Origin of the sequence: Micromonospora sp. C28SCA-DRY-2 (genome assembly GCF_030519475.1) — a bacterium.
Classification (GTDB): domain Bacteria; phylum Actinomycetota; class Actinomycetes; order Mycobacteriales; family Micromonosporaceae; genus Micromonospora.
The window spans coordinates 901,172-923,321 of sequence record NZ_JAUMKD010000001.1; the positions used below are offsets into that span (position 1 = coordinate 901,172).

19 protein-coding genes are annotated in these 22,150 nt (G+C 74.9%); 10 read left to right on the plus strand and 9 right to left on the minus strand.

The features are described 5' to 3' along the window. Positions 1-5 precede the first annotated feature (5 nt). The 6 genes from hutU (at position 6) to Q3W71_RS04150 (ending at position 8,653) form a co-directional block, all read left to right on the plus strand. Positions 6-1,655, plus strand: a complete 1,650-nt coding sequence (gene hutU / locus Q3W71_RS04125) for a urocanate hydratase (RefSeq protein ID WP_302917921.1) — start codon at positions 6-8, stop codon at positions 1,653-1,655. 2 nt (positions 1,656-1,657) lie between these two features. Next, the gene (locus Q3W71_RS04130; protein ID WP_302917922.1) at positions 1,658-2,860 is read left to right on the plus strand and encodes an allantoate amidohydrolase; all 1,203 of its coding nucleotides are present in this window, start codon (positions 1,658-1,660) and stop codon (positions 2,858-2,860) included. A gap of 121 nt (positions 2,861-2,981) precedes the next feature. Continuing rightward, a complete protein-coding gene (locus Q3W71_RS04135; RefSeq protein WP_302917923.1) occupies positions 2,982-4,343 on the plus strand; it encodes a formimidoylglutamate deiminase in 1,362 nt (453 codons plus the stop codon). A 114-nt stretch (positions 4,344-4,457) separates the two neighbouring features. Next, on the plus strand, positions 4,458-5,663 hold the full coding sequence (gene hutI, locus Q3W71_RS04140; protein WP_302917924.1) for an imidazolonepropionase: 1,206 nt from the start codon (positions 4,458-4,460) through the stop codon (positions 5,661-5,663). A 76-nt stretch (positions 5,664-5,739) separates the two neighbouring features. Then, entirely contained in the window at positions 5,740-7,275 is a 1,536-nt protein-coding gene (gene hutH, locus Q3W71_RS04145) for a histidine ammonia-lyase (RefSeq protein WP_302917925.1), read from the plus strand. A gap of 103 nt (positions 7,276-7,378) precedes the next feature. Beyond that, the gene (locus tag Q3W71_RS04150; RefSeq protein WP_302917926.1) at positions 7,379-8,653 is read left to right on the plus strand and encodes a hypothetical protein; all 1,275 of its coding nucleotides are present in this window, start codon (positions 7,379-7,381) and stop codon (positions 8,651-8,653) included. Positions 8,654-8,664: 11 nt separating this feature from the next. Here the strand turns inward: Q3W71_RS04150 and rdgB are convergent, their stop codons facing one another. From rdgB to Q3W71_RS04195, 9 genes are all read right to left on the minus strand, one after another. Then, entirely contained in the window at positions 8,665-9,282 is a 618-nt protein-coding gene (gene rdgB, locus Q3W71_RS04155) for an RdgB/HAM1 family non-canonical purine NTP pyrophosphatase (RefSeq protein WP_302917927.1), read from the minus strand. After that, on the minus strand, positions 9,279-10,004 hold the full coding sequence (gene rph / locus Q3W71_RS04160) for a ribonuclease PH (RefSeq protein WP_302917928.1): 726 nt from the start codon (positions 10,002-10,004) through the stop codon (positions 9,279-9,281). Before rph ends, rdgB begins: the two co-directional genes overlap by 4 nt. Before the next feature lie 69 nt (positions 10,005-10,073). Beyond that, the gene (locus Q3W71_RS04165) at positions 10,074-10,820 is read right to left on the minus strand and encodes an MBL fold metallo-hydrolase (RefSeq protein ID WP_302917929.1); all 747 of its coding nucleotides are present in this window, start codon (positions 10,818-10,820) and stop codon (positions 10,074-10,076) included. Positions 10,821-11,046: 226 nt separating this feature from the next. Next, entirely contained in the window at positions 11,047-12,012 is a 966-nt protein-coding gene (locus Q3W71_RS04170) for a PLP-dependent cysteine synthase family protein (protein ID WP_302917930.1), read from the minus strand. Between the two features lie 10 nt (positions 12,013-12,022). Further along, a complete protein-coding gene (locus tag Q3W71_RS04175) occupies positions 12,023-12,379 on the minus strand; it encodes a MoaD family protein (RefSeq protein WP_088995707.1) in 357 nt (118 codons plus the stop codon). A gap of 69 nt (positions 12,380-12,448) precedes the next feature. Then, a complete protein-coding gene (locus Q3W71_RS04180; RefSeq protein ID WP_088995708.1) occupies positions 12,449-12,937 on the minus strand; it encodes a Mov34/MPN/PAD-1 family protein in 489 nt (162 codons plus the stop codon). 53 nt (positions 12,938-12,990) lie between these two features. Continuing rightward, positions 12,991-13,485: a DUF2017 domain-containing protein gene (locus tag Q3W71_RS04185; RefSeq protein ID WP_302918720.1), complete on the minus strand. Its 495-nt coding sequence runs from the start codon at positions 13,483-13,485 to the stop codon at positions 12,991-12,993. A gap of 61 nt (positions 13,486-13,546) precedes the next feature. After that, positions 13,547-13,837: an ATP-dependent Clp protease adapter ClpS gene (gene clpS, locus Q3W71_RS04190; RefSeq protein ID WP_088995710.1), complete on the minus strand. Its 291-nt coding sequence runs from the start codon at positions 13,835-13,837 to the stop codon at positions 13,547-13,549. Between the two features lie 148 nt (positions 13,838-13,985). Then, positions 13,986-15,476: a hypothetical protein gene (locus Q3W71_RS04195; RefSeq protein ID WP_302917931.1), complete on the minus strand. Its 1,491-nt coding sequence runs from the start codon at positions 15,474-15,476 to the stop codon at positions 13,986-13,988. 277 nt (positions 15,477-15,753) lie between these two features. On the opposite strand from Q3W71_RS04195, the gene Q3W71_RS04200 reads away from it, so the two are divergent. From Q3W71_RS04200 to Q3W71_RS04215, 4 genes are all read left to right on the plus strand, one after another. Next, positions 15,754-18,432 (plus strand): LuxR family transcriptional regulator, encoded by a 2,679-nt coding sequence (locus Q3W71_RS04200; protein ID WP_302917932.1) that lies wholly within the window; start codon positions 15,754-15,756, stop codon positions 18,430-18,432. A 16-nt stretch (positions 18,433-18,448) separates the two neighbouring features. Next, positions 18,449-19,735, plus strand: coding sequence for a nicotinate phosphoribosyltransferase (locus tag Q3W71_RS04205; RefSeq protein ID WP_302917933.1), 1,287 nt, complete (start codon positions 18,449-18,451; stop codon positions 19,733-19,735). A 45-nt stretch (positions 19,736-19,780) separates the two neighbouring features. Then, positions 19,781-20,362: an isochorismatase family protein gene (locus tag Q3W71_RS04210; RefSeq protein WP_302917934.1), complete on the plus strand. Its 582-nt coding sequence runs from the start codon at positions 19,781-19,783 to the stop codon at positions 20,360-20,362. A gap of 65 nt (positions 20,363-20,427) precedes the next feature. Further along, on the plus strand, positions 20,428-21,654 hold the full coding sequence (locus Q3W71_RS04215) for an MFS transporter (protein WP_302917935.1): 1,227 nt from the start codon (positions 20,428-20,430) through the stop codon (positions 21,652-21,654). The last annotated feature ends 496 nt before the right edge of the window (positions 21,655-22,150 follow it).

A 22,150-nucleotide genomic window follows, 5' to 3' on the forward strand; every position in this document is an offset into this window, starting at 1 on the left:
CCGAGATGTCCCAGGTTGTCCGCGCCGCCCGTGGCGCCGAGCGCACCGCCCGTGGCTGGCCGCAGGAGGCTGCGCTGCGGATGCTGATGAACAACCTCGACCCCGAGGTGGCCGAGCGCCCCGACGACCTGGTGGTCTACGGCGGCACCGGGAAGGCCGCCCGGGACTGGCCGTCGTTCCACGCGCTGGTCCGTACGCTGACCGACCTGCGCGACGACGAGACCATGCTGGTGCAGTCCGGGCGGCCGGTGGGCGTCATGCGCACCCACGAGTGGGCCCCCCGGGTGCTGCTGGCCAACTCCAACCTGGTCGGCGACTGGGCCACCTGGCCGGAGTTCCGCCGGCTGGAGCAGCTCGGCCTGACCATGTACGGGCAGATGACCGCCGGCTCGTGGATCTACATCGGCACCCAGGGCATCCTCCAGGGCACCTACGAGACGTTCGCCGCGGTGGCCGCCAAGCGGTTCGGCGGGACGCTGGCCGGCACGCTGACGCTCACCGCCGGCTGCGGCGGGATGGGTGGCGCCCAGCCGCTGGCCGTCACCATGAACGGCGGCGCCTGCCTGATCGTCGACGTGGACCGTGGCCGGCTGGCGCGGCGGATGCACGACCGCTACCTCGACGAGATCGCCGACGACCTGGACGACGCGGTGGCGCGGGTGCTCGCCGCGAAGCGGGAGCGCCGGGCGTTGAGCGTCGGCGTGGTCGGCAACGCCGCCGTGGTCTTCCCCGAGCTGCTGGTCAAGGGCGTCGAGATCGACATCGTCACCGACCAGACCAGCGCGCACGACCCGCTGTCGTACCTGCCGGTGGGGGTGGAGCTGGCCGACGCCCGGGACTACGCGGCGGCGAAGCCGGCCGAGTTCACCGACCGGGCCCGGGCGTCGATGGCCCGGCACGTGGCGGCGATGGTGGGTTTCCAGGACGCGGGTGCCGAGGTCTTCGACTACGGCAACTCGATCCGGGGCGAGGCGAAGCTCGGCGGCTACGAGCGGGCCTTCGACTTCCCCGGCTTCGTGCCGGCGTACATCCGGCCACTGTTCTGCGAGGGCAAGGGCCCGTTCCGGTGGGCGGCGCTCTCCGGCGACCCGGCCGACATCGCCGCCACCGACCGGGCCATCCTGGAGCTGTTCCCGGAGAACGAGTCGCTGGCCCGGTGGATCCGGATGGCCGGCGAGCGGGTCGCCTTCCAGGGGCTGCCGGCCCGGATCTGCTGGCTGGGCTACGGGGAACGGGACAAGGCGGGCGTGCGGTTCAACGAGATGGTCGCCGCCGGTGAGCTCTCCGCGCCGGTGGTCATCGGCCGGGACCACCTGGACTGCGGCAGCGTGGCCAGCCCCTACCGGGAGACCGAGGCGATGGCCGACGGCTCCGACGCGATCGCCGACTGGCCGCTGCTCAACGCGCTGGTCAACACCGCCAGCGGGGCGTCCTGGGTGTCCATCCACCACGGCGGCGGCGTGGGCATCGGCCGGTCCATCCACGCCGGGCAGGTCTGCGTCGCCGACGGCAGCGCGCTCGCCGGGCAGAAGATCGAGCGGGTGCTCACCAACGACCCGGCGATGGGCGTCATCCGGCACGTCGACGCGGGCTACGACGACGCCCGCGAGGTCGCCGCCCGCACCGGCGTGCGCGTCCCGATGGCGGAGGGGTGAGGGTGTCCGACGACCTGGTCGGCCGGTTCCGCGCGCTGTGGAACGAGATCGCGCCGGTCGGCCGGGACGGGCGCACCGGCGGCTACCTGCGCTACGCGCTGACCGAGCCGGAACTGCGCCTGCGCACCTGGTTCCGCGACCAGGCCGACCGCCGGGACATGCCGGTCACCGACGACGGCAACGGCAACCTGTTCGCCTGGTGGGGTGACCCGGAGGCGGGCGACGCCGTGCTGACCGGCAGCCACTTCGACTCGGTGCCGCACGGCGGGGCGTACGACGGGCCGCTCGGCATCGTCAGCGCGTTCCTCGCGGTGGACGCGTTGCGGGCGGCCGGCGTCGCGCCGGTCCGGCCGCTGGTGGTCGCCGCGTTCGTCGAGGAGGAGGGGGCCCGGTTCGGCGTACCCTGCCTCGGCTCCCGGCTGCTCACCGGGGCGCTGTCGCTGGACCGTGCGGCCGGGCTGCGCGACGCCGCCGGGGTGAGCTTCGCCGAGGCGCTGGGCGCCCCGCCGGCCGGCGACCGGCCCGAGCTGCTGGCCCGCTTCTCGGCCTTCGTCGAGCTGCACGTGGAGCAGGGCCGGGCGCTGGTCGAGACCGGCGCGCCGGTGGCGGTGGCCAGCGCCATCTGGCCGCACGGCCGCTGGCGCTTCGACTTCCGCGGCGAGGGCAACCACGCCGGCACGACCCGGATGGCCGACCGCCGCGACCCGATGCTCACCTACGCGTTCACCGTGCTCGCGGCGAACAAGGAGGCCCGGCTGCGCGGGGCGCACGCCACCATGGGCCGGGTGACCGTGGAGCCGAACGCCACCAACGCGATCCCGTCCCGGGTGACCGGGTGGCTGGACGCCCGGGCGGCCGAGCCGGAGACGCTCGCCGGTCTGGTAACCGCCGTACACGGCAAGGCGGTCGAGCGGGCCCGCCGGGACGGCACCGAGGTGGCGCTGGCCGAGGAGTCCGCGACCCCGCTGGTCGCCTTCGACGGTGGCCTGGCCGACCGGCTCGCCCGGCTGCTCGACGCGCCGGTGCTGCCCACCGGGGCCGGCCACGACGCCGGTGTGCTCGCCGGCCACCTGCCGACCGCGATGCTCTTCGTGCGCAACCCGACCGGGGTCTCGCACTCCCCGTCGGAGTGGGCCACCGACGCCGACTGCGCCGCCGGGGTGCGGGCGCTGGCCCGGGTGCTCCAGGAGCTGGCATGCGCGTGAGCCACGCCGGCGGACCGGGGTCGTTGGGCCCGGTGGGGCTGATGCCGCGGACGATCCAGCCGGGCCGGGGAGCGTCCCCGGCGACGACGCAGACGATCCAGCTCCGGAGGGGGCGACGGAGATGACCGCGAGCCGCTGGCTGGCCGAGTACGCCTGGCTGCCCGAGCACGCCGAACCGACCCCGGACGTGCTGATCGAGACGGCCGACGGGCGGATCACCGCGGTGACGCCGCTGACCGCCGGCCGCGCCGGGGTCACCGCCGGCGTCGAGGTGTACGCCGACGCCGTCCGGCTGCCCGGGCTGACCCTGCCCGGGCTGGCCAACGCGCACTCGCACGCCTTCCACCGGGCGCTGCGCGGGCGCACCCAGGGCGGCCGGGGCGACTTCTGGAGCTGGCGCGACCAGATGTACGCGGTCGCCGCCCGGCTGGACCCGGACTCGTACCTGGCGCTGGCCCGTGCCGCGTACGCCGAGATGGCGCTGGCCGGGATCACCAGCGTGGGCGAGTTCCACTACCTGCACCACGGCGCGGACGGCGTGCCGTACGCCGACCCGAACGCGATGGGCGAAGCGCTGGTGGAGGCCGCCGCGCAGGCCGGCGTGCGGATCACCGTGCTGGACACCTGCTACCTGACCGCCGGCGTCGACGGCCGGCCGCTCACCGGCCCGCAGCGGCGCTTCGGCGACGGCGACGCGGTGCGCTGGGGCGAGCGGGCGGCGGCGTTCACCCCGGCCGGTGGGCACGCCCGGGTCGGTGCCGCGGTGCACTCGGTACGGGCGGTCCCCGCCGAGCAGTTGAGCACCGTGGCCCGGTGGGCCCGGGAGCGGGACGTGCCGCTGCACGTGCACCTGTCCGAGCAGCCGGCCGAGAACGACGCCTGCCGGGCGCTGCACGGCTGCACCCCGACCCGGCTGCTGGCCGAGCACGGCGTGCTCGGCCCGGCCACCACCGCCGTGCACGCCACCCACCTGACCAGCGGCGACCTGAGCCTGCTCGGGGAGCACCGCACCGGGATCTGCCTCTGCCCGACCACCGAACGCGACCTGGCCGACGGCATCGGGCCGGCCCGGCGGATGGCCGACGCCGGTGTGCCGCTGAGCCTGGGCAGCGACAGCCACGCGGTGGTGGACCTCTTCGAGGAGGCCCGCGCGGTGGAGTTGGACGAGCGGCTGCGCACCCGCCGGCGGGGGCACTTCGCGGCCGCCGAGCTGCTGGCCGCGGCGACCGCGGACGGGCACGCCGCGCTGGGCTGGACGGACGCCGGGCGGATCGCCGCCGGGGCGCGGGCGGACCTGGTCACGGTCCGGCTGGACAGCGCCCGCACCGCCGGCGTCCCCCCGGCGGGGGTGTTCTTCGCGGCCGGCGCGGCGGACGTCACGCACGTGCTGGTCGACGGCCGCCCGGTGGTGCGCGACGGGCGGCACCTGACCGTCGACGTGCCGGCCGAACTGACCCGCGCGGTGGCGGAGGTGGCACCGTGAGCGCGAGGAGTGAGCCGGTGTTGCGAGCCCCGCAGTCGCGAACCGAGGTGGCACCGTGAGCGCGAGGAGTGAGCCGGTCTTGCGAGCCCCGCAGTCGCGAACCGAGGTGGCACCGTGAGCAGTCTGCTGGTGGACAACATCGGTGAGCTGGTCACCAACGTGCCCGGCGCGGGCGACGGCGGCCCGCTGGGCCTGCGCCGCCGGGCGGCGGTGCTGGTCGAGGCGGGCGAGGTGGTCTGGGTCGGCCCGGCCCGGGACGCGCCGGCCGCCGACCGGCGGATCGACGTCGCGGGGGCGGCGGTGCTGCCCGGCTTCGTGGACAGCCACGCCCACCTGGTCTTCGCCGGCGACCGGGCGGCCGAGTTCGCCGCCCGGATGAGCGGGCAGCCGTACACCGGGGGCGGGATCCGCACCACGGTGGCCGCCACCCGGGCCGCCGCCGACGACGAGCTGCGCGGCACCGCCCGCCGGCTGCGCGGCGAGGCGCTGCGCCAGGGCAGCACCACCATCGAGGTCAAGAGCGGGTACGGCCTGACCGTCACCGACGAGGCCCGTTCGCTGCGGATCGCCGCCGAGGTCACCGACGAGACCACCTTCCTCGGCGCGCACGTGGTGCCGGCCGAGTACGCCGACCGTCCGGACGACTACGTGGGGCTGGTGTGCGGGCCGATGCTGGCCGCCGCCGCCCCGTACGCCCGCTGGGTGGACGTCTTCTGCGAGCGGGGTGCGTTCGACGCCGACCACACCCGGGCCATCCTGACCTGCGGGCAGGCCGCCGGGCTCGGGGTGCGGGTGCACGCCAACCAGCTCGGCCCCGGCCCGGGGGTACGCCTCGGGGTGGAACTCGGCGCGGCCAGCGTCGACCACTGCACCCACCTGACCGACGCCGACGTCGACGCGCTCGCCTCGACCCGGGTCGACCCCGGTGAGGGCGAGGCCCCGCACACCACCACGGTGGCCACCCTGCTGCCCGGCGCCGAGTTCTCCACCAGGTCGCCCTATCCGGACGCCCGCCGGCTGCTCGACGCCGGGGTCACCGTGGCGCTGGCCACCGACTGCAACCCCGGCTCGTCGTACACCTCGTCGATGCCGTTCTGCGTCGCGCTCGCCGTCCGCGAGATGCGGATGACCCCGGCGGAGGCGGTCTGGGCCGCGACCGCCGGCGGCGCGCGGGCGCTGCGCCGCGACGACATCGGGGTGCTGCGCCCCGGCGCCCGGGCCGACCTGGTCGTCCTGGACGCCCCGTCCCACCTGCACCTGGCCTACCGGCCCGGTGTCCCCTTGATCCGCCAGGTTCTGCACAACGGAGTGCCGCAATGAGTGAGCAAGGCGAACGAATCATCGAGCACGGCCGCGACGGGGCTCGTGCCGCCGGTGAGCGAAGCGAGGCGGTGGCATGAGCGTCACCATTCAGCCCACCGGAATCTCCGCCGCCGACGTGCTCGCGGTGGCCCGCGGCGCCGCGAAGGTGGTCCTCGACCCGTCCGCGGTGGAGGCGATGGCCACCAGCCGGGCGATCGTGGACGGCATCGAGGCCGCCGGCCGCCCGGTCTACGGGGTCTCCACCGGGTTCGGGGCGCTCGCGAACACCTTCGTCGCGCCGGAGCGGCGCGCCGAGCTCCAGCACGCGCTGATCCGTTCGCACGCCGCCGGGGTGGGCGCGCCGATGCCGCGCGAGGTGGTCCGGGCGATGATGCTGCTGCGGGTCCGCTCGCTCGCGCTGGGCCGCTCCGGGGTCCGCCCGCTGGTCGCCGAGGCCCTGGTCGACCTGCTCAACCACGACATCACCCCGTGGGTGCCGGAGCACGGCTCGCTCGGCGCCTCGGGTGACCTGGCGCCGCTGGCCCACTGCGCGCTGGTGCTGCTCGGCGAGGGCTGGGTGCTCGGCCCGGCCGGCGAGCGGGTCGACGCGGCGGACGCGCTGCGCCGGGCCGGGCTCGAGCCGGTCGAGCTGGCCGCCAAGGAGGGCCTGGCGCTGATCAACGGCACCGACGGCATGCTCGGCATGCTGCTGCTGGCCATCCACGACGCCGCGCACCTGTTCACCATGGCCGACGTGACCGCCGCGCTGGCGATCGAGGCGATGCTCGGCTCCGAGCGGCCGTTCCTGCCCGAGCTGCACAGCATCCGGCCGCATCCGGGGCAGGCCGCCTCGGCCGCGAACATCCACCGGCTGTTGCAGGACTCCCGGGTGATGGACTCGCACCGCGACGACCTGGCCCACGCCGTGCAGGACGCGTACTCGATGCGCTGCGCGCCGCAGGTGGCCGGGGCGGCCCGGGACACCCTGGACTTCGTCCGCACGGTGGCCGGGCGGGAGCTGGTGTCGGTGGTGGACAACCCGGTGGTGCTGGCGGACGGCCGGGTCGAGTCGACCGGCAACTTCCACGGCGCCCCGCTCGGCTTCGCGGCGGACTTCCTGGCCATCGCCGCCGCCGAGGTGGGCGCGATCGCCGAACGGCGGGTGGACCGGCTGCTGGACGTCACCCGCTCCCGGGAGCTGCCGGCGTTCCTCTCCCCCGACGCCGGGGTCAACTCCGGGCTGATGATCGCGCAGTACACGGCTGCCGGCATCGTCGCGGAGAACCGCCGGCTGGCCGCGCCCGCCTCGGTGGACTCGCTGCCGACCAGCGGCATGCAGGAGGACCACGTCTCGATGGGCTGGGCGGCGGCCAAGAAGCTGCGCACCGTGCTGGACAACCTGACCAGTGTGCTCGCGGTGGAGCTGCTGGCCGCCGTACGCGGGCTCCAGCTGCGCGCGCCGCTGACCCCGTCGCCGGCCGGCCGGGCGGCGGTCCAGGCGCTCGGCGGGATCGCCGGTGAGCCCGGGCCGGACGTCTTCCTCGCCCCGCTGATGGAGGCCGCCCGGGCCGCCCTCACCGGCCCCGACCTGCGGGCCGCCATCGAACGCGAGATCGGCCCCCTCACCTGACCCGGGTATCGAGTTCAGCGTCGACGGGCCGGTCCGACGACGTCCGCCCCACCGGCCCGAGCCGGTGGGGCGCTGTCGGTGGCCGTTGCTAGCGTTCGCCCCCGTGACCGACGATTACGCCGTGCCGACGGCTGACGCCCATGCCCCCCACGTACCGAACGTCGAGCGGCGCACGCTCGACGACGAGATCCGCGCCTTCGTCCGCCGCCAGGTGGCGCTGGCCGAGCTGCCGGCGGCGGCCCTCGTCGCCGGGACGGTGGAGTACCTGGACGGCGAGGCAGATCCGGCCCTGGTCGCCGAGTTGGCCTGGCCGGTGGTGGGCGAGGAGTTGAGGGCGCACCTCGCCGCGCAGGAGAGCTGGCCGGAGCTGACCGACAGCGACCGGCTGACCGCCGCCTTCCGGGCGCTGACCGCCGCCGGAATCGTCGCCCGGGAGAACTTCGCCTGCTGTCAGAACTGCGGCCTCAGCGAGATCGGCGCGGACGTGCCGCGGTCGATCGCGCCGCGCGGCTACGCCTTCTACCACCGGCAGGACGCCGAAGGCGGCGTCGACGGGGAGGGCGTGCACATCGCGTACGGGCGGTTCGAACAGCCGCCGTCGGCCGCCGTCGGTGAGGAGGTGGCGGCGGCCCTGCGGGCGGAGGGCCTCACCGTGCGGTGGGACGGCGAGGCGGGCAACCGTATCCACGTGCCGATGGTCTGGCGGCGGCGTCGGGTGGGGCGGCTCGCCGCCGTACCAGCCATGGTGGACGACGACATCGATGTCGACGTGGAGCTGCTCGGCGGGTGGACCGGGGTGCACGCCGCCGGGGACGGGCCGACGCCCGCGAGCCGCCTCACCGCCCTGCACCTGCCGTGGCTGCCCGCCGCCGTCCCGGTGTGCCTCACCTACGAGGGGCGGTCCGTGACGGTCCGGCGCGAGGGCGACACCCTGGTCGGGGCGTACGCCGACCCGGGCGTGCCGGAGCTGACCGTCGGCCGGTACGACGGCATCGAGCTGGTCCGGCGGCTGCGGGGCCTGCCAGCGGGTGGCGTGTCGGCTCCCGCCCCGGTCGGCTTCCTCGAGGTGTCCGCCGAGCACACCGGCGGCGCTGACCGCGACGTACCGATGGACCTGGCGGAGGTGCTGGCCCTGGTGCGGGCCATGCGCCCGCTGAGCTACGACTTCATCACCTGCGTCGGCCGCTCGGGCGGCTGTGTTCAGACCACCTGGCAGCCCGGTGGCCTCTGGGTGGAGGAACTGGACACCGAGGCGGCCGTGTCCGTCGGGCGGTACGCAACCCTGGCCGAGGTGGAGCGGATGCTCACCGTACTGGCCATGGAGGACCGGGTCGCGGTGCGGGAGCTGGGCGACCTGACCACGCTGCGGCACCGCTGAGCGATCGGCGGTCAGGTGGTGGGCGGGAGGACCTTGGCGACGAGCTTGGCCAGCTCGCGCAGGGCCTTGCCGCGGTGGCTGATCGCGTCCTTCTCCTCCGGCGTCAGCTCGGCGTTGGTGCGGTCCTGCCCGTCGCCGAGGAAGATCGGGTCGTAGCCGAACCCGCCGTCGCCGCGCGGCGACCGCAGCAGCCGGCCGGGCTGCCGGCCGTCGACCAGGTGCTCCTTGCCGCCCGGCAGGACCAGCGCCACGGCACAGACGAAGGACGCGCCGCGGTGCTCGTCCGGCACGTCGCCGATCTGGTCCAGCACCAGCTGGAGGTTGGCCTGGTCGTCGCCGTGCCGGCCGGCCCAGCGCGCGCTGAACACACCGGGCATCCCGTTGAGCGCGTCGACCGCCAGCCCGGAGTCGTCGGCGACGGTCGGCAGGCCGGTACGCCGGCAGCCCTCCCGGGCCTTGATCAGCGCGTTCTCGGCGAAGGTGAGGCCGGTCTCCGGCAGTTCCGGGTACTCCTCGACGTCGTCCAGCCCGAGCAGCGCGATCCGGTGCGCGCCGAGCGCGCCGTCGAGGATCCGCTGCAGCTCGATGAGCTTCTTGCGGTTACGGGTGGCGAGCAGGACCTTGTTCATGACAGCGCCTTCCGCTGAGCCTCGGCCAGTTCCACGCACCCCGCCACGGCCAGGTCGAGCAGGGCGTCGAGTTGCTCACGGGCGAACACGCCCGCCTCACCGGTGCCCTGCACCTCGACGAACTCGCCGCTGCCGGTGCAGACCACGTTCATGTCGACCTCGGCGGCCACGTCCTCGGCGTAGTTGAGGTCCAGCCGGGGTTCGCCGGAGATCACGCCGACGCTGATCGCGGCCACCGAGCGGTGCATCACCTTCTCCACCTTGCCGGCCAGCGCCTTGCGCTCGGCCAGCCAGGTCACCGCGTCGTGCAGGGCCACGTACGCGCCGGTGATCGCGGCGGTCCGGGTGCCGCCGTCGGCCTGGAGCACGTCGCAGTCGAGCACTATCGAGTTCTCGCCGAGCGCCTTGAGGTCGATGGACGCCCGCAGGCTGCGGCCGATCAGCCGGGAGATCTCGTGGGTACGCCCACCGACGCGCCCCTTGACGCTCTCCCGGTCGGAGCGGGTGTTGGTGGCCCGGGGCAGCATCGCGTACTCGGCGGTGACCCAGCCGAGCCCGGAGCCCTTGCGCCAGCGGGGCACCCCCTCGGTGACGCTGGCGGTGCAGAGCACCCGGGTGTCGCCGAACTCCACCAGGACCGAGCCCTCCGGGTGGGTGCTCCAGCCGCGGGTCAGCGTCACCGGTCGGAGTTGGTCGGGCCGCCGCCCGTCAGGTCGCGCCATGCCTGCACCCTATGCAATGCGGTGATCGAACTGTCCCGGGGTGTCCCGACCGGGCCGCAGCGTGCCCGGTCAGACCTCGTAGCTGGCGCCGGGGCGGACCACCTCGAGCGGGCCGGCGTACGCGGCGGCGGCCGAGGCGACGGTGTGCGCCTCGCTGCCCCAGGCGGCCACCAGGTGGGTCAGCAGCAGCCGGCCCACGCCCGCCTTGGTCGCCGCCTCGCCGGCCTCCCGGCCGGTCAGGTGCAGATCCGGCGGGTTGTCCACGCCGTCCAGGTAGCTGGCCTCGCAGAGGAAGACGTCGGCGTCCTGGGCCAGCCGCAGCAGCGCGTCGCAGGGCGCGGTGTCGGAGGAGTAGCAGAGCACCCGGCCGCCGTGCTCCAGCCGGACGCCGTACGTCTCGACCGGGTGGTTGACCCGGTCGACGGTGACGGTGAAGGGGCCGATCGGGAAGGTGCCGGGCTCCAGGGCGTAGAACTGGTAGACGTCCTCGACCGTGCCGTCGTCCTGGCCGTAGATGGCGGAGAGCCGGTCCGGCGCGCCGGCCGGGGCGTACACCGGCAGCGGCGGGTACGGGCCGTCCGGGGCGTACCGGCGGACCACCACGTACGACGCGGCGTCGAGGATGTGGTCGCAGTGCAGGTGGCTCAGCAGGACGGCGTTCGGGGTCTTCAGCCCGGCGTAGCGCTGGAGGGTGGAGAGCGACCCGGACCCGAAGTCGAGCAGCAGCCGGAAGCCCTCGGCCTCGACCAGGTAGGCGGAGCAGGGGGACTCGGGCCCGGGGAAGCTCCCGGCGCAGCCCAGCACCGTCAGTCGCATGAGGTTGTCTCGCTGTCACGCTGCGTAGTGCCCGCGCCGGCCCGCGCTCCGCCGATGATCTCTACCGACGCGTACGCCACGCTGCGCAGCCTACGCTGGCGCGCCCACGGGCAAGAATGATCCGCTGGAAGTTGTCACCAACGTGACACCCACTCCGGCCCGGCGCCGGGACACGCCGGGGCCACCGGCGTCCCCGCCGGTGGCCCCGCCGCCGAACCCGCCCGGATCAGGCCCAGAGCTGCCCCTCCAGGGCGTCCTCGGCGTCGGCCAGGGTGCCGCCGTAGGCGCCGGTGGAGAGGTACTTCCAGCCGCCGTCGGCGACCACGAACGCCACGTCGGCCCGCCGGCCGTCGCGGACCGCCTCGTGCGCCACCGCCAGGGCGGCGTGCAGGATGGCGCCGGTGGAGAACCCGGCGAAGATGCCCTCCACCTCCACCAGCTGCCGGGTACGCAGCACCGCGTCCCGGGTGCCCACCGAGAAGCGGCGGGACAGCACCGTCGCGTCGTACAGCTCCGGCACGTAGCCCTCGTCGATGTTGCGCAGCCCGTAGACCAGCTCGCCGTAGCGCGGCTCGGCGGCGACGACCTGGATGCCGTCGACCTTCTCACGCAGGTAGCGCCCGGTGCCCATGAGCGTGCCGGTGGTGCCCAGGCCGGCCACGAAGTGGGTGATGGTGGGCAGGTCGTGCAGCAGCTCCGGCCCGGTGGTCTCGTAGTGCGCCCGGGCGTTCGCCTCGTTGCCGTACTGGTAGAGCATCACCCAGTCGGGGTGCTCGACGGCGATCTGCTTGGCCGTGGCGACCGCCTGGTTGGAGCCGCCCGCCGCCGGCGAGAAGATGATCTCCGCGCCGTACATCCGGAGCAGCTGCACCCGCTCGGTCGAGACGTTCTCCGGCATCACGCAGACCAGCCGGTAGCCCCGCAGCTTCGCCACCATGGCCAGCGAGATGCCGGTGTTGCCGCTGGTCGGTTCGAGGATGGTGTCGCCGGGCCGGAGCCGGCCCGCCTCCTCCGCCGCGCGGACCATGAACAGGGCCGCCCGGTCCTTGATGCTGCCGGTCGGGTTCCGGTCCTCCAGCTTGGCCCAGAGGCGCACGGGCGGCGCCCCGTCGGGCACCGTCGGCGAGAGCCGGGGCAACCCGACCAGGGGCGTGCCGCCACAGGCGTCCAGCAGGCTGTCGTACCGCGCCACGGCGGCCGCCTCAGCGGGCGGTCGGGATGCGGCCGCCGGCCCGCGTGGCGAGCGCGTGCTGGGCGATCGCGGCGGCCGCCGCGAAGCCGAACGCGCCACCGGCCACGGCCGGCAGGATGGTGACGCTGTCGCCGTCGGAGAGCTTGGCGTCCAGCGCACCGAGGAACCGGACGTCCTCGTCGTTGACGTAGACGTTGACGAAGCGGTGCAGCGCGCCGGCCTCGGTGACCAGCCGGCCGCGCAGCCCGGCGTGCCGGGAGTCCAGGTCGGCGAGCAGGTCGCCAAGGGTGTCGCCGGTGCCTTCGACGACCTTCGCGCCGCCGGTGTAGCTGCGCAGGATGGTGGGGATGCGAACCTCGATGGCCATGGTTGTCGTGCTCCTCTGTCGGGTGTGCCGGACGGTGACGGGACGTGGACGGGTGTTACGGCGCCGGGATCAGCGGCCGGAACACTCGTAGTCGACCGTCGCCGGGCTCTGCCCGAACATGTAGGACTGCACGGCATGCGGGTCCACCCCCGCGTCGAGGATCCGCACCGGCTCCTCGGTCACCACGCCGTCGACGATCCGGAACGAGCGGATCTCCTCGGTGTCGGGCTCTCGGGTGGAGACGAGCAGGTAGTGCGCGCCCGGCTCACCGGCGAAGGAGACGTCCGTCCGCGACGGGTAGGCCTCCGTGGCGGTGTGCGAGTGGTAGATGACGACCGGTTCCTCGTCCCGGTCGTCCATCTCCCGCCACACCCGCAGCTGCTCCATCGAGTCGAACTCGTAGAACGTCATCGAGCGGGCGGCGTTGTCCATCGGGATGTGCCGGGTGGGGGTGTCGCTGCCGGCGGGACCGGCGACCACGCCGCACGCCTCGTCGGGGTGGTCCCGACGAGCGTGGGCGACGATCGCGTCGACGATCGACCGGTCGATGCTCAGCACGCGTTCCAGCCTAACGCCTGCTGGCCGGCAGCTTAAGGTGGTGCCGGTCACGCCTAGTCGATCAAGGCGTTGAGCAGCGACTCCTGGAGATATCCGAGGTACGCGTAGACCGACAGCTGGAACACCCGGCTGGAGGTCGGATCCTCGGCCACCGCGTCGTCGAGCTCCTCGCCGAGGTCGGTGCCGTCCTTGATCTCCAGCCGTACGCCCATCGCCAGCCGGGCGTCGTTGAGCGCGCGCAGCCACGCCTCGGCCGCCTCGGCGTCGAGCCGGACCTCGCCGCCGGTCTCGCCGGGCAGCGCGGCCAGGATCGCGCCGGCCTGGTCGATCTTGGCGGTCTTCAGGTCGCCCTCGGTGTACCGGCGGAACTCGGCGGTGCCGCCCGGGTCGTCCGGGTAGACCTCGGGGAAGAGCCGGGAGACCACCGGGTCGGAGTGGTCGAAGCCGTCGGTGAGCAGCCCGACCACCTCGGAGGCCACCTTGCGGAGCACCCGCACCTCGTCGGCGGCGAAGGTGGCGACGTAGCGGCCACCCTGGCGGCGGAACATGCTCACGGCACCATCCCTGTTCGCGACTGCGGGGCACGAAGACCCGGCTCACTCCGCGCGCTCACGAGCGGTCCACCGTCGCCCAGAGCCCGTACGCGTGCAACTGCGAGGCGTCGTGCTCCATCCGCTCGCGGGCGCCGCTGGAGACCACCGCCCGCCCCTTGTGGTGCACGTCGAGCATGAGCCGCTCGGCCTTCTCCCGGCTGTAGCCGAAGAGCTTCTGGAAGACCCACGTCACGTACGTCATCAGGTTGACCGGGTCGTCCCACACGATCGTCACCCACGGCCGGTCGGCAGCCGGCACCTCTTCGGTGTCCGGCGTCTCGACCGGTGCAACCTGCGGAGCCGTCATGCCCCCCATCGTGCCACCGCTTTCGGCGAACCGAGGAACCGGAACGCCGGCCCGGCGCGGATCACCGTGCGCGACCGCCTCCGGCGCGCGTCGGGAGGGGCCGGCCGCGCCCCCGGCGGGGCGGCCGACCGGGGCGGCGGGAACGCCGTCAGGCGAGCAGGATGCCGTGGTCGACCGCATCGGCCAGCACCGCCGAAAGCGAGAGGCGGACCACCTCGAACCGCCGGGAGACCTCCCGGGACAGCTCCAGCTCGATCTCGCGCAGCGCCCGCTGGGCCCAGGCGCGGGCGGCGTTGGCGTCGTCGTTGCCGGGGCTGCGCCAGTGCTGCCAGCAGCCGCCGGAGAGGGCCACCGCCACCGGCGGCAGCACCTCGGTGCGGGCCGCGCCGGGATAGCCGGCCAGCGCGTCGATCGCCGCCGCGCCGGTCAGCCCGGCCACCCCGGCCGTGCTGGTGACCAGCAGCACCCGGTCCAGGTCCTGGCCGGCGGGGTGGTCGGCGAGACCCCAGCGCACCGCGCCGAGGATCCGTCGGCGGACGCCCTCGGGCAGCGGCGCGCCGAAGACCAGCCCGGCGCACTCCTCGACGATGCCGCGTACGGCCTGGTCGCACTGGGTGGTGGCCAGCAGCGAGAGCGCTTCCATCTCGCGGTCGAGCAGCTGCGGCAGGCCGGCGCAGCCGACCCCGAAGACGATCTCCTGCACCACCCGCAGGTGGGTGTTGGCCAACTCCAGCGCGAGATGTTGACGGATCCGCCGGGCGCACGAGCGGGCCCGCCGGTCGAGCCCCTCGGACCAGTCACCCGGCTCGGCGAGCACCGGCACCCGGCCCTGCGCGCCGGGCAGCACCGGCGGTTCCGAGCTGGCCCGGCGCAGCCCCTCGTCGGCGGCCCAGCCGACCAGGGCCCGCCGCAGGTCGGCACCGTCGTCGTCGCGGACCGGGAACCAGCGGGCGTCGGCCAGCCGGGGCACCGCCGCCAGCAGGGCCGCGCGGTGCGCCGCGACGGTGACCGCGACCGGGTCGACCGTCTCGGCGCCGGGACCGTGAGGGGCGGCCCCGGTGCCGGCCGGCGGGACGGACGCCCCCGCGTCCTCCGTCGTCGCCGCGCCGTCAGGCACCGGGGCCCAGCCGGTGGCGCCCGGGGTGACCGCGAAGAAGACCTCGACCCGGGCCCGGGCGACCTCGGCGAGCAGGTTGAGTTCGGCGGCCGTGAACGCCTGGTCGGCGGCGATCACGAAGAGCAGCGCCCCGGCCCGGCCGACCGCGTCGAGCAGCAGCCGACCGCCCGCCGCGCCGAGTGCCCCGGTGTCGGGCGTGTCGACCACGTTGAAGTGACGCAGCAGCGGATCCGGCAGGCTCAACTCCACCCGGCGCGGCGGCCGGGCCAGCGCCGGACCGGCGGCGAGCGGGTCGGCGCCGTAGGAGTGCGGCTGCCGGTAGCCGGGCACGTACGCGGCCCGGGTCGACACCCGGGCGTGGCGCACCACCAACCAGCTGCCCGCCGGCACGGCGAGCATGACCCGGTGCACCCGCAGCAGGCGGGCGAGCACCTCCGGCCGGCCGGCGTCGGCGGGCCCGACGGCGACCACGGCCAGCGGCTCGTGCGGGCCCGGCTCGGTCACCCCGATCCGGGTGGGCAACGGCCCACCCCGTGGCAGGTCGGCAGGCCCGGCCATGTCGTCGGGTGTGTCGACCGAGGGGAGAGGACCCGGTATCGTCACGCGGCCTCCCGGTGCGGGCGACCGGCGGCAACCGGTCGCGTGGAAAATCCGGTTATGACACCCGGATGCCGGAAGAGTACGGGCGACCCGGCCCCCCGGCGGAACACTTCGGATACTCAGCAGTAATCACGAGATTACTCAACTTCGGTGCGTAGCGATCTGCACGCGGACGGAATCCGGTCGATATGCTGCCCGGATGAGTCGGTGGAGTTTCGTCGGCCGAACAGATGAGCTCAACCGTCTGTTGTCGGCGGTGACCGGCACGGAGGGGCGCGGGATCTTCTTCAGCGGCAGCGCCGGGATCGGCAAGAGTCGGCTGCTGCGCGAGGGGGTGGCCGCCCTCCCCCGTGACGGGTACGCGATCTGGTCCATCGCGGCCAGCGCCACCACGGCCGCGCTGCCGTTCGGCGGGCTGGTGCAGGTGCTCCCGGCCGAGCAGCCGCAGGGCCTCTCCCCGGCCGGCATCCTGCGCTGGGCGGTCGACGTGCTGCAACAGCAGGCCGCCGGCCGCCGGATCGTGCTCGCCATCGACGACGCCCACCTGCTGGATCCACCGTCGGCCGCGCTGGTGCACCTGGTCGCCCGGGCCGAGAACGCGATAGTGATCGGCACGCTGCGCAACGGCGAGCAGATCCCGCTGCCGATCCGGGCACTCTGGACCGACGACCTGGTCGACCACGCCGAACTGAGCCCGATGGCGCCGGCCGACACCGCCGGGCTGCTCGCCGCCATCCTGGAGGGCCCGGTCGACGCCGCCTCCGCCGACCGGCTCGGCCGGCTCTCCGCCGGCAACCCGCTGCTGCTGCGCGAGCTGGTGCACGCCGCCGCCGGCAGCGGGGAGCTGACCCGCACGTACGGGATCTGGAAGTGGACCGGCCGGTTCGAGCTGGCACCCAGCCTGACCGACCTGATCGACACCCGGATCGGCCAGCTCACCCCGGGCGTACGGGCGGTGGTGGAGCTGGTCGCCTTCGGCGAGCCGCTCGGCCTGCACCTGCTCAACCAGGCCGTCGACCCGGCCGACGTGGAGACCGCCGAGGAGCGCGGGCTGATCAGCATGGTCCAGCACGACCGGCGGCTCAACGTCCGGCTGGCCCACCCGCTCTACGGCGAGGTGATGCGCCGGCAGTGCCCGGTCAGCCGGACCCGCCGGTTGCAGGCCCGGCTGGCCGAGCTGCTGGAGCAGGTCGGCAAGCGCCGCCGCGACGACCTGCTCCGGGTGGCCGTCTGGCGGCTCGACTCGGGCACCGCGCAGGACCCGGCCATGCTGCTCGACGCGGCCGGGCAGGCGTTCGCCCGGTACGACGTACCGCTGGCGACCCGGCTGGCGCGCGCGGCGCTGGACGCCGGCGGCGGGTTCGACGCCGCGGAGCTGCTGGCCACCATCCTGATGTTCGCCGACCGGCCGGACGAGGCGATCGCGGTGCTCGACGCGGTCTCCGCCGACATCCAGGGTGACCGGCGGCTCAGCCGCTGGCTCACGGTACGCGGCATGGTCAGCTACTGGGGGCTGAGCCGGGAGTCCACGGTGGAGGAGATCTCGGCCCGCGGGGCGGCCCTGGAGGACTCCGCCGACCAGGCCCGGGTGCTGGCCTTCGAGGGCATCATGCGGCTGCACCGGCTGGACACCGGCGTCGCGCTGCGGCTCGGGCGGACCGTGCTCGACCGCCCGGCGGCCAGCGTCGCGGCCCGGGAACTGGCCCGCAGCACCATCGCCTACCTCCAGGCCGCGCAGGGCCAGCTGCGCCGCAGCGCCACCGCGATCAACCAGGTGCAGGCCGAGGCCGCCCGGTGGCGGGCCGACATGCCGTACCTGCAACTCGCCCTGGAGCTGGCCCGGGGCACCCGGCTGGCGCTCGCCGGCGACCTGGCCGGCATCGACGCGATCGTGGCCGACGAGTTCGCCGACCTGGCCGGCGCGGGCGACTTCCGGCTCGGCACCGGCTACCTGGCCATCCTCCAGGCGTACGCGGCCCGGCTGCGCGGCCGCAGCGACGAGGCGCTGCGGACCAGCCTCGGCGCCTGCGCGGTGCTGGCCACCAGCCGGGTCTACGCCGGCCTGGCGCAGGCCGAGCGGGCCCAGGCGGCGGCGCTGCGGGGCGACGCCGCGCAGGCGGCCGAGGCGATGGCCGAGGCCGACCGCACCCACGCCCCCGGCATGGCGGTGCTCTACCCGTGGCTGGAGCAGGCCCGCGGCGCGGTGCTGGCCGCCGGCGGCGACGCCTCCGGCGCGGTCAAGCAGCTGACCTCGCTGGCCGAGCGGCTGCGCACGGACGGCTTCGCCGGCCACGAGGTGCACGTGCTGCACGACCTGGTCCGGCTCGACCAGGCCGACGCCCAGATCGGCCCGACCTGCTCCGACGGCAGCCGGCGTACCGTGGCCCAGCGGCTGGCGGAACTCTCCGAGCGGGTGGACGGGATGCTGCCGCCGTTGCTGGCCCGGCACGCCCGGGCCGCCGCGGGCGGCTCCGCCGACGAACTGCTGGCGGTCGCCGACGGGTTCGCCGCGCTGGACCTGACCGTCTACGCCGCCGAGGCCACCGCCGCCGCGCTGCGCCGGCTGCGCGAGCAACGGTCCCCGGCCGCGGCGGCCGCCCGGGAACGGCTCGCCGCCCTGCTCGACCGCTGCGACCTGGTCCGCACCCCGGCGTTGCAGGCCGGCATGCCGTCGCTGTCCGAACGGGAGTGGCAGGTGGCCCGGCTCGCCGCGGCGGGGGTGAGCAGCCGGGCCATCGCCGAACAGCTCTTCCTCTCGGCCCGCACGGTGGAGAACCACCTCCAGCGGATCTACAGCAAGCTCGGCGTGACCGGCCGTGCCGAACTGCGCGCCGCGCTGCGGGCGATGCCGGGCCACGAGGACGGCGAACCGGAGTGAACTCTAGGCTGGGGCGGTGAGCACCCTTCGCCCCGCGCTGCTGACCGACCACTACGAGCTGACCATGATCAGCGCCGCGCTGCGCGACGGCACCGCCGACCGCCGCTGCGTCTTCGAGGTGTTCACCCGGCGGCTGCCCACCGGCCGCCGCTACGGCGTGGTCGCCGGCACCGGCCGGCTGGTCGAGCTGATCCGCGACTTCCGCTTCGACGCCGACGAGGTCGACTTCCTGCGCCGCACCGGGGTGGTCGACGAGCAGGCCGCCGCCTGGCTGCGCGACTACCGCTTCACCGGCGACGTGCACGGCTACGCCGAGGGCGAACTCTTCTTCCCCGGCTCGCCGATCCTCACCGTCTCCGGCGGCTTCGCCGAGTGCGTGGTGCTGGAGACGCTGGTGCTCTCGGTGCTCAACCACGACTGCGCGGTCGCGGCGGCGGCCGCCCGGATGGTCACCGCGGCCCGCGGCCGCACCCTGATCGAGATGGGCTCGCGCCGGGCACACGAGGAGGCGGCGGTCGCCGCCGCCCGGGCCGCGTACCTGGCCGGCTTCCGGTTCACCTCCAACCTGGCCGCCGGCCAGCGGTACGGCATCCCCACCGCGGGCACCGCGGCGCACGCGTTCACCCTGCTGCACGACGACGAGCGGGCCGCGTTCGCCTCGCAGGTCGCCACGCTGGGCAAGGACACCACGCTGCTGGTCGACACGTACGACATCACCCAGGGCATCCGCAACGCGATCGCCGTGGCCGGGCCGGAGCTGCGGGCGGTCCGGATCGACTCCGGCGACCTGGCCGTGATCGCGCAGCAGTCCCGGGAGCTGCTCGACTCGCTCGGCGCCACCGAGACGAAGATCATCGTCTCCGGTGACCTGGACGAGTACTCGATCGCCGCGCTCGCCGCCGAGCCGGTCGACATGTACGGGGCGGGCACCTCGGTGGTGACCGGCTCCGGCGCGCCGACCGCCGGCCTGGTCTACAAGCTGGTCGAGGTCGACGGCCGGGCGGTGGTGAAGCGCTCCGAGCAGAAGGCCACCATCGGCGGCCGGAAGGTGGCCGTCCGCCGGCACAAGCCGACCGGCACCGCCACCGAGGAGGTCATCGTCCCGCAGGGCGAGCCGGAGCGGCAACCGAACGACCGGCTGCTGCAACGGCCACTGCTCACCGGAGGCGAGCCGGTCGAGCTGCCGACCCTGGACGAATCGCGGGAGCACCTGCGGCAGTGCCTGATCTCCATACCCTGGGAGGGGTTGAAGCTCTCCGCGGGCGACCCGGCCGTGCCGGTCACCGTCGTCCCCGCGAGCTGAGCCGGCCAGTCGTACCGCGGACCGAACCGAGGAGAGGAGCACCCGGTGGGCAAGGCGCTGATCATCGTCGACGTGCAGAACGACTTCTGCGAGGGCGGGTCGTTGGCGGTCCAGGGCGGGGCCGGGGTGGCGGCCGGGGTCACCCGGCTGCTCGCCGAGGAGCCGGACCGCTGGGACCACGTGGTGGCGACCAAGGACTACCACGTCGACCCGGGCGCGCACTTCGGCGATCCGCCGGACTTCGTGGACTCGTGGCCGCGGCACTGCGTGGTGGGCACCCCGGGCTCGGAGTTCCACCCCGACCTGGCCACCGACCGGGTCGAGGCGATCTTCCACAAGGGCGAGCACGCGGCCGCGTACTCGGGCTTCGAGGGGCACACCGACTCCGGCGAGTGCCTGGCCGACTGGCTGCGCCGGCACGGGGTCGACACGGTGGAACTGGTCGGGATCGCCACCGACCACTGCGTGCGGGCCACCGCGCTGGACGCCGCCGAGGAGGGCTTCCACACCACCGTGCTGCTGGACCTGACCGCCGGGGTGGCCCCGGACACCACCGACGTGGCGCTGCGGTCCCTGGAGGGCGCCGGGGTCAACCTGCGCGGAAAGCCTGTGATCAGGGCCGCATGAGGCGGTAATCGGTTGGCGGGTGTCGTACCCCCGGTCGAGGATGTCCGGCGGAGGTACGGACCGTCGTGAACCTTAAGCCTTACCGGGAGGCACTCGCCCTGCCCGGACTCCGGTCGCTGCTGCTGGTGGCGGTGCTCGCGCGCGTCCCGCTCACCGCGACCGGGATCACCCTGACCTTCTACGTCGTGCAGGACCTCGGGCGGGGGTACGGCGCGGCGGGCCTGGTCGGCGCGGCGATCACCGTGGGGGCGGCGATCGGCGGCCCGCTGCTCGGCCGGCTGGTGGACCGCCGCGGCCTGCGGCCGGTGCTGGTGCTGACCGGGGTCGCCGAGGCGGTCTTCTGGTCCACGGCACCGCTGCTGTCGTACCCGCTGCTGCTGCCCGCCGCCTTCGTGGCCGGGGCGCTGGCCCTGCCGATCTTCTCGGTGATCCGGCAGTCCATCGCCGCGCTGGTCCCGGCGGAGCGGCGCCGCCCGGCCTACGCGCTGGACTCGATGTCCGTCGAGCTGTCGTTCATGGTCGGCCCGGCTCTGGCCACCGCGGCCGTCGCGACGATCTCCGCCCGCACCACCCTCTACCTCGTCGGCGCCGGGATCGTCGCCGCGGGCATCGGGCTCTGGCTGCAGAACCCGCCGATCCGGGCCGCCAGCGAGGCCACCGGGCCACGGGTGCGCGTCCCCCGGCGGGAGTGGCTCACCCCGCGGATGCTCGCCGTCCTGGCGGTGAGCACGGCCGGCACGCTGGTGCTGGGCGGCACCGACGTGGCGGTGATCGCGGTGCTCCGGGAGAGCGGCGAGGTCGGCTGGACGGGTGCGGTGCTGGCCATGTGGGCGGTCGCCTCGCTGGTCGGCGGCTTCGCGTACGGCGCGGCCAGCCGCTCGGTCTCCCCGCTGGCGCTGATGGCCGCGCTCAGCCTGTTCACCATCCCGATCGGGCTGGGCGGCGCGCACTGGTGGCTGCTCGGCCTGGCGCTGATCCCGGCCGGCCTGCTCTGCGCCCCCACCATCGCGGCCACCTCGGACGCGGTGAGCCGGCTCGCGCCGGCGGCGGTCCGGGGCGAGGCGATGGGCCTGCACGGCTCGGCGGTCACCGTCGGCATCGCGGTCGGCGCCCCGCTGGCCGGCGCGGTCATCGACGCGCAGGCCCCGTGGTGGGGCTTCGCGGTCACCGGCGCGATCGGCGCACTGGTGGCGCTGGTGGTGCTCCCGATCGAACTGCGCCGCCGCCGGGCGGTGGCGCTGTCGGTGCCGGACGCCCCGGAAGCCGAACTCGCCCCGGCCACCGCCGGCTGACCCCCGGCCGGTGCCGGCTGACCCCCGGCCGGTGCCGGCTGACCCCCGGCCGGTGCCGGCGATGCTCCGGCCGGCCACCGGCTCCGGCCGGCCACCGGCTCCGCAACCCGGCCGCCGGTCTTCCGCACCGACCTGGCCGGAGAGCGGCGCCCACCGCGCCACCGCCGGACGCCGGCCCGGGTCTCGTCGCCGGTGGCGGGGTGATCGGCTCGGTGTGCGGCATGTCAGGGTGGTGACGTGCCGGTGACAGCCCGACATGCCGCACACCGAGTGGATCTCACGCGGCCCGGCCTCGGATGACCCACGGGCGTCGTGGCGCAGGGTGAGCGTGGCGCCGCCGGCGTCCGGTCAGGTAGCGCCGGTGGGACGCGGGCTGCCGGGGCGGCCCACCAGGCGTCCGGTGTGCGGGACCCTTGATCGACTCCAGATCGCCGAGGTGGCGGCATCCCGGCGAGCTGGATGCCCCCATATCGCCGATGCGGAGTCGATCTCCGCC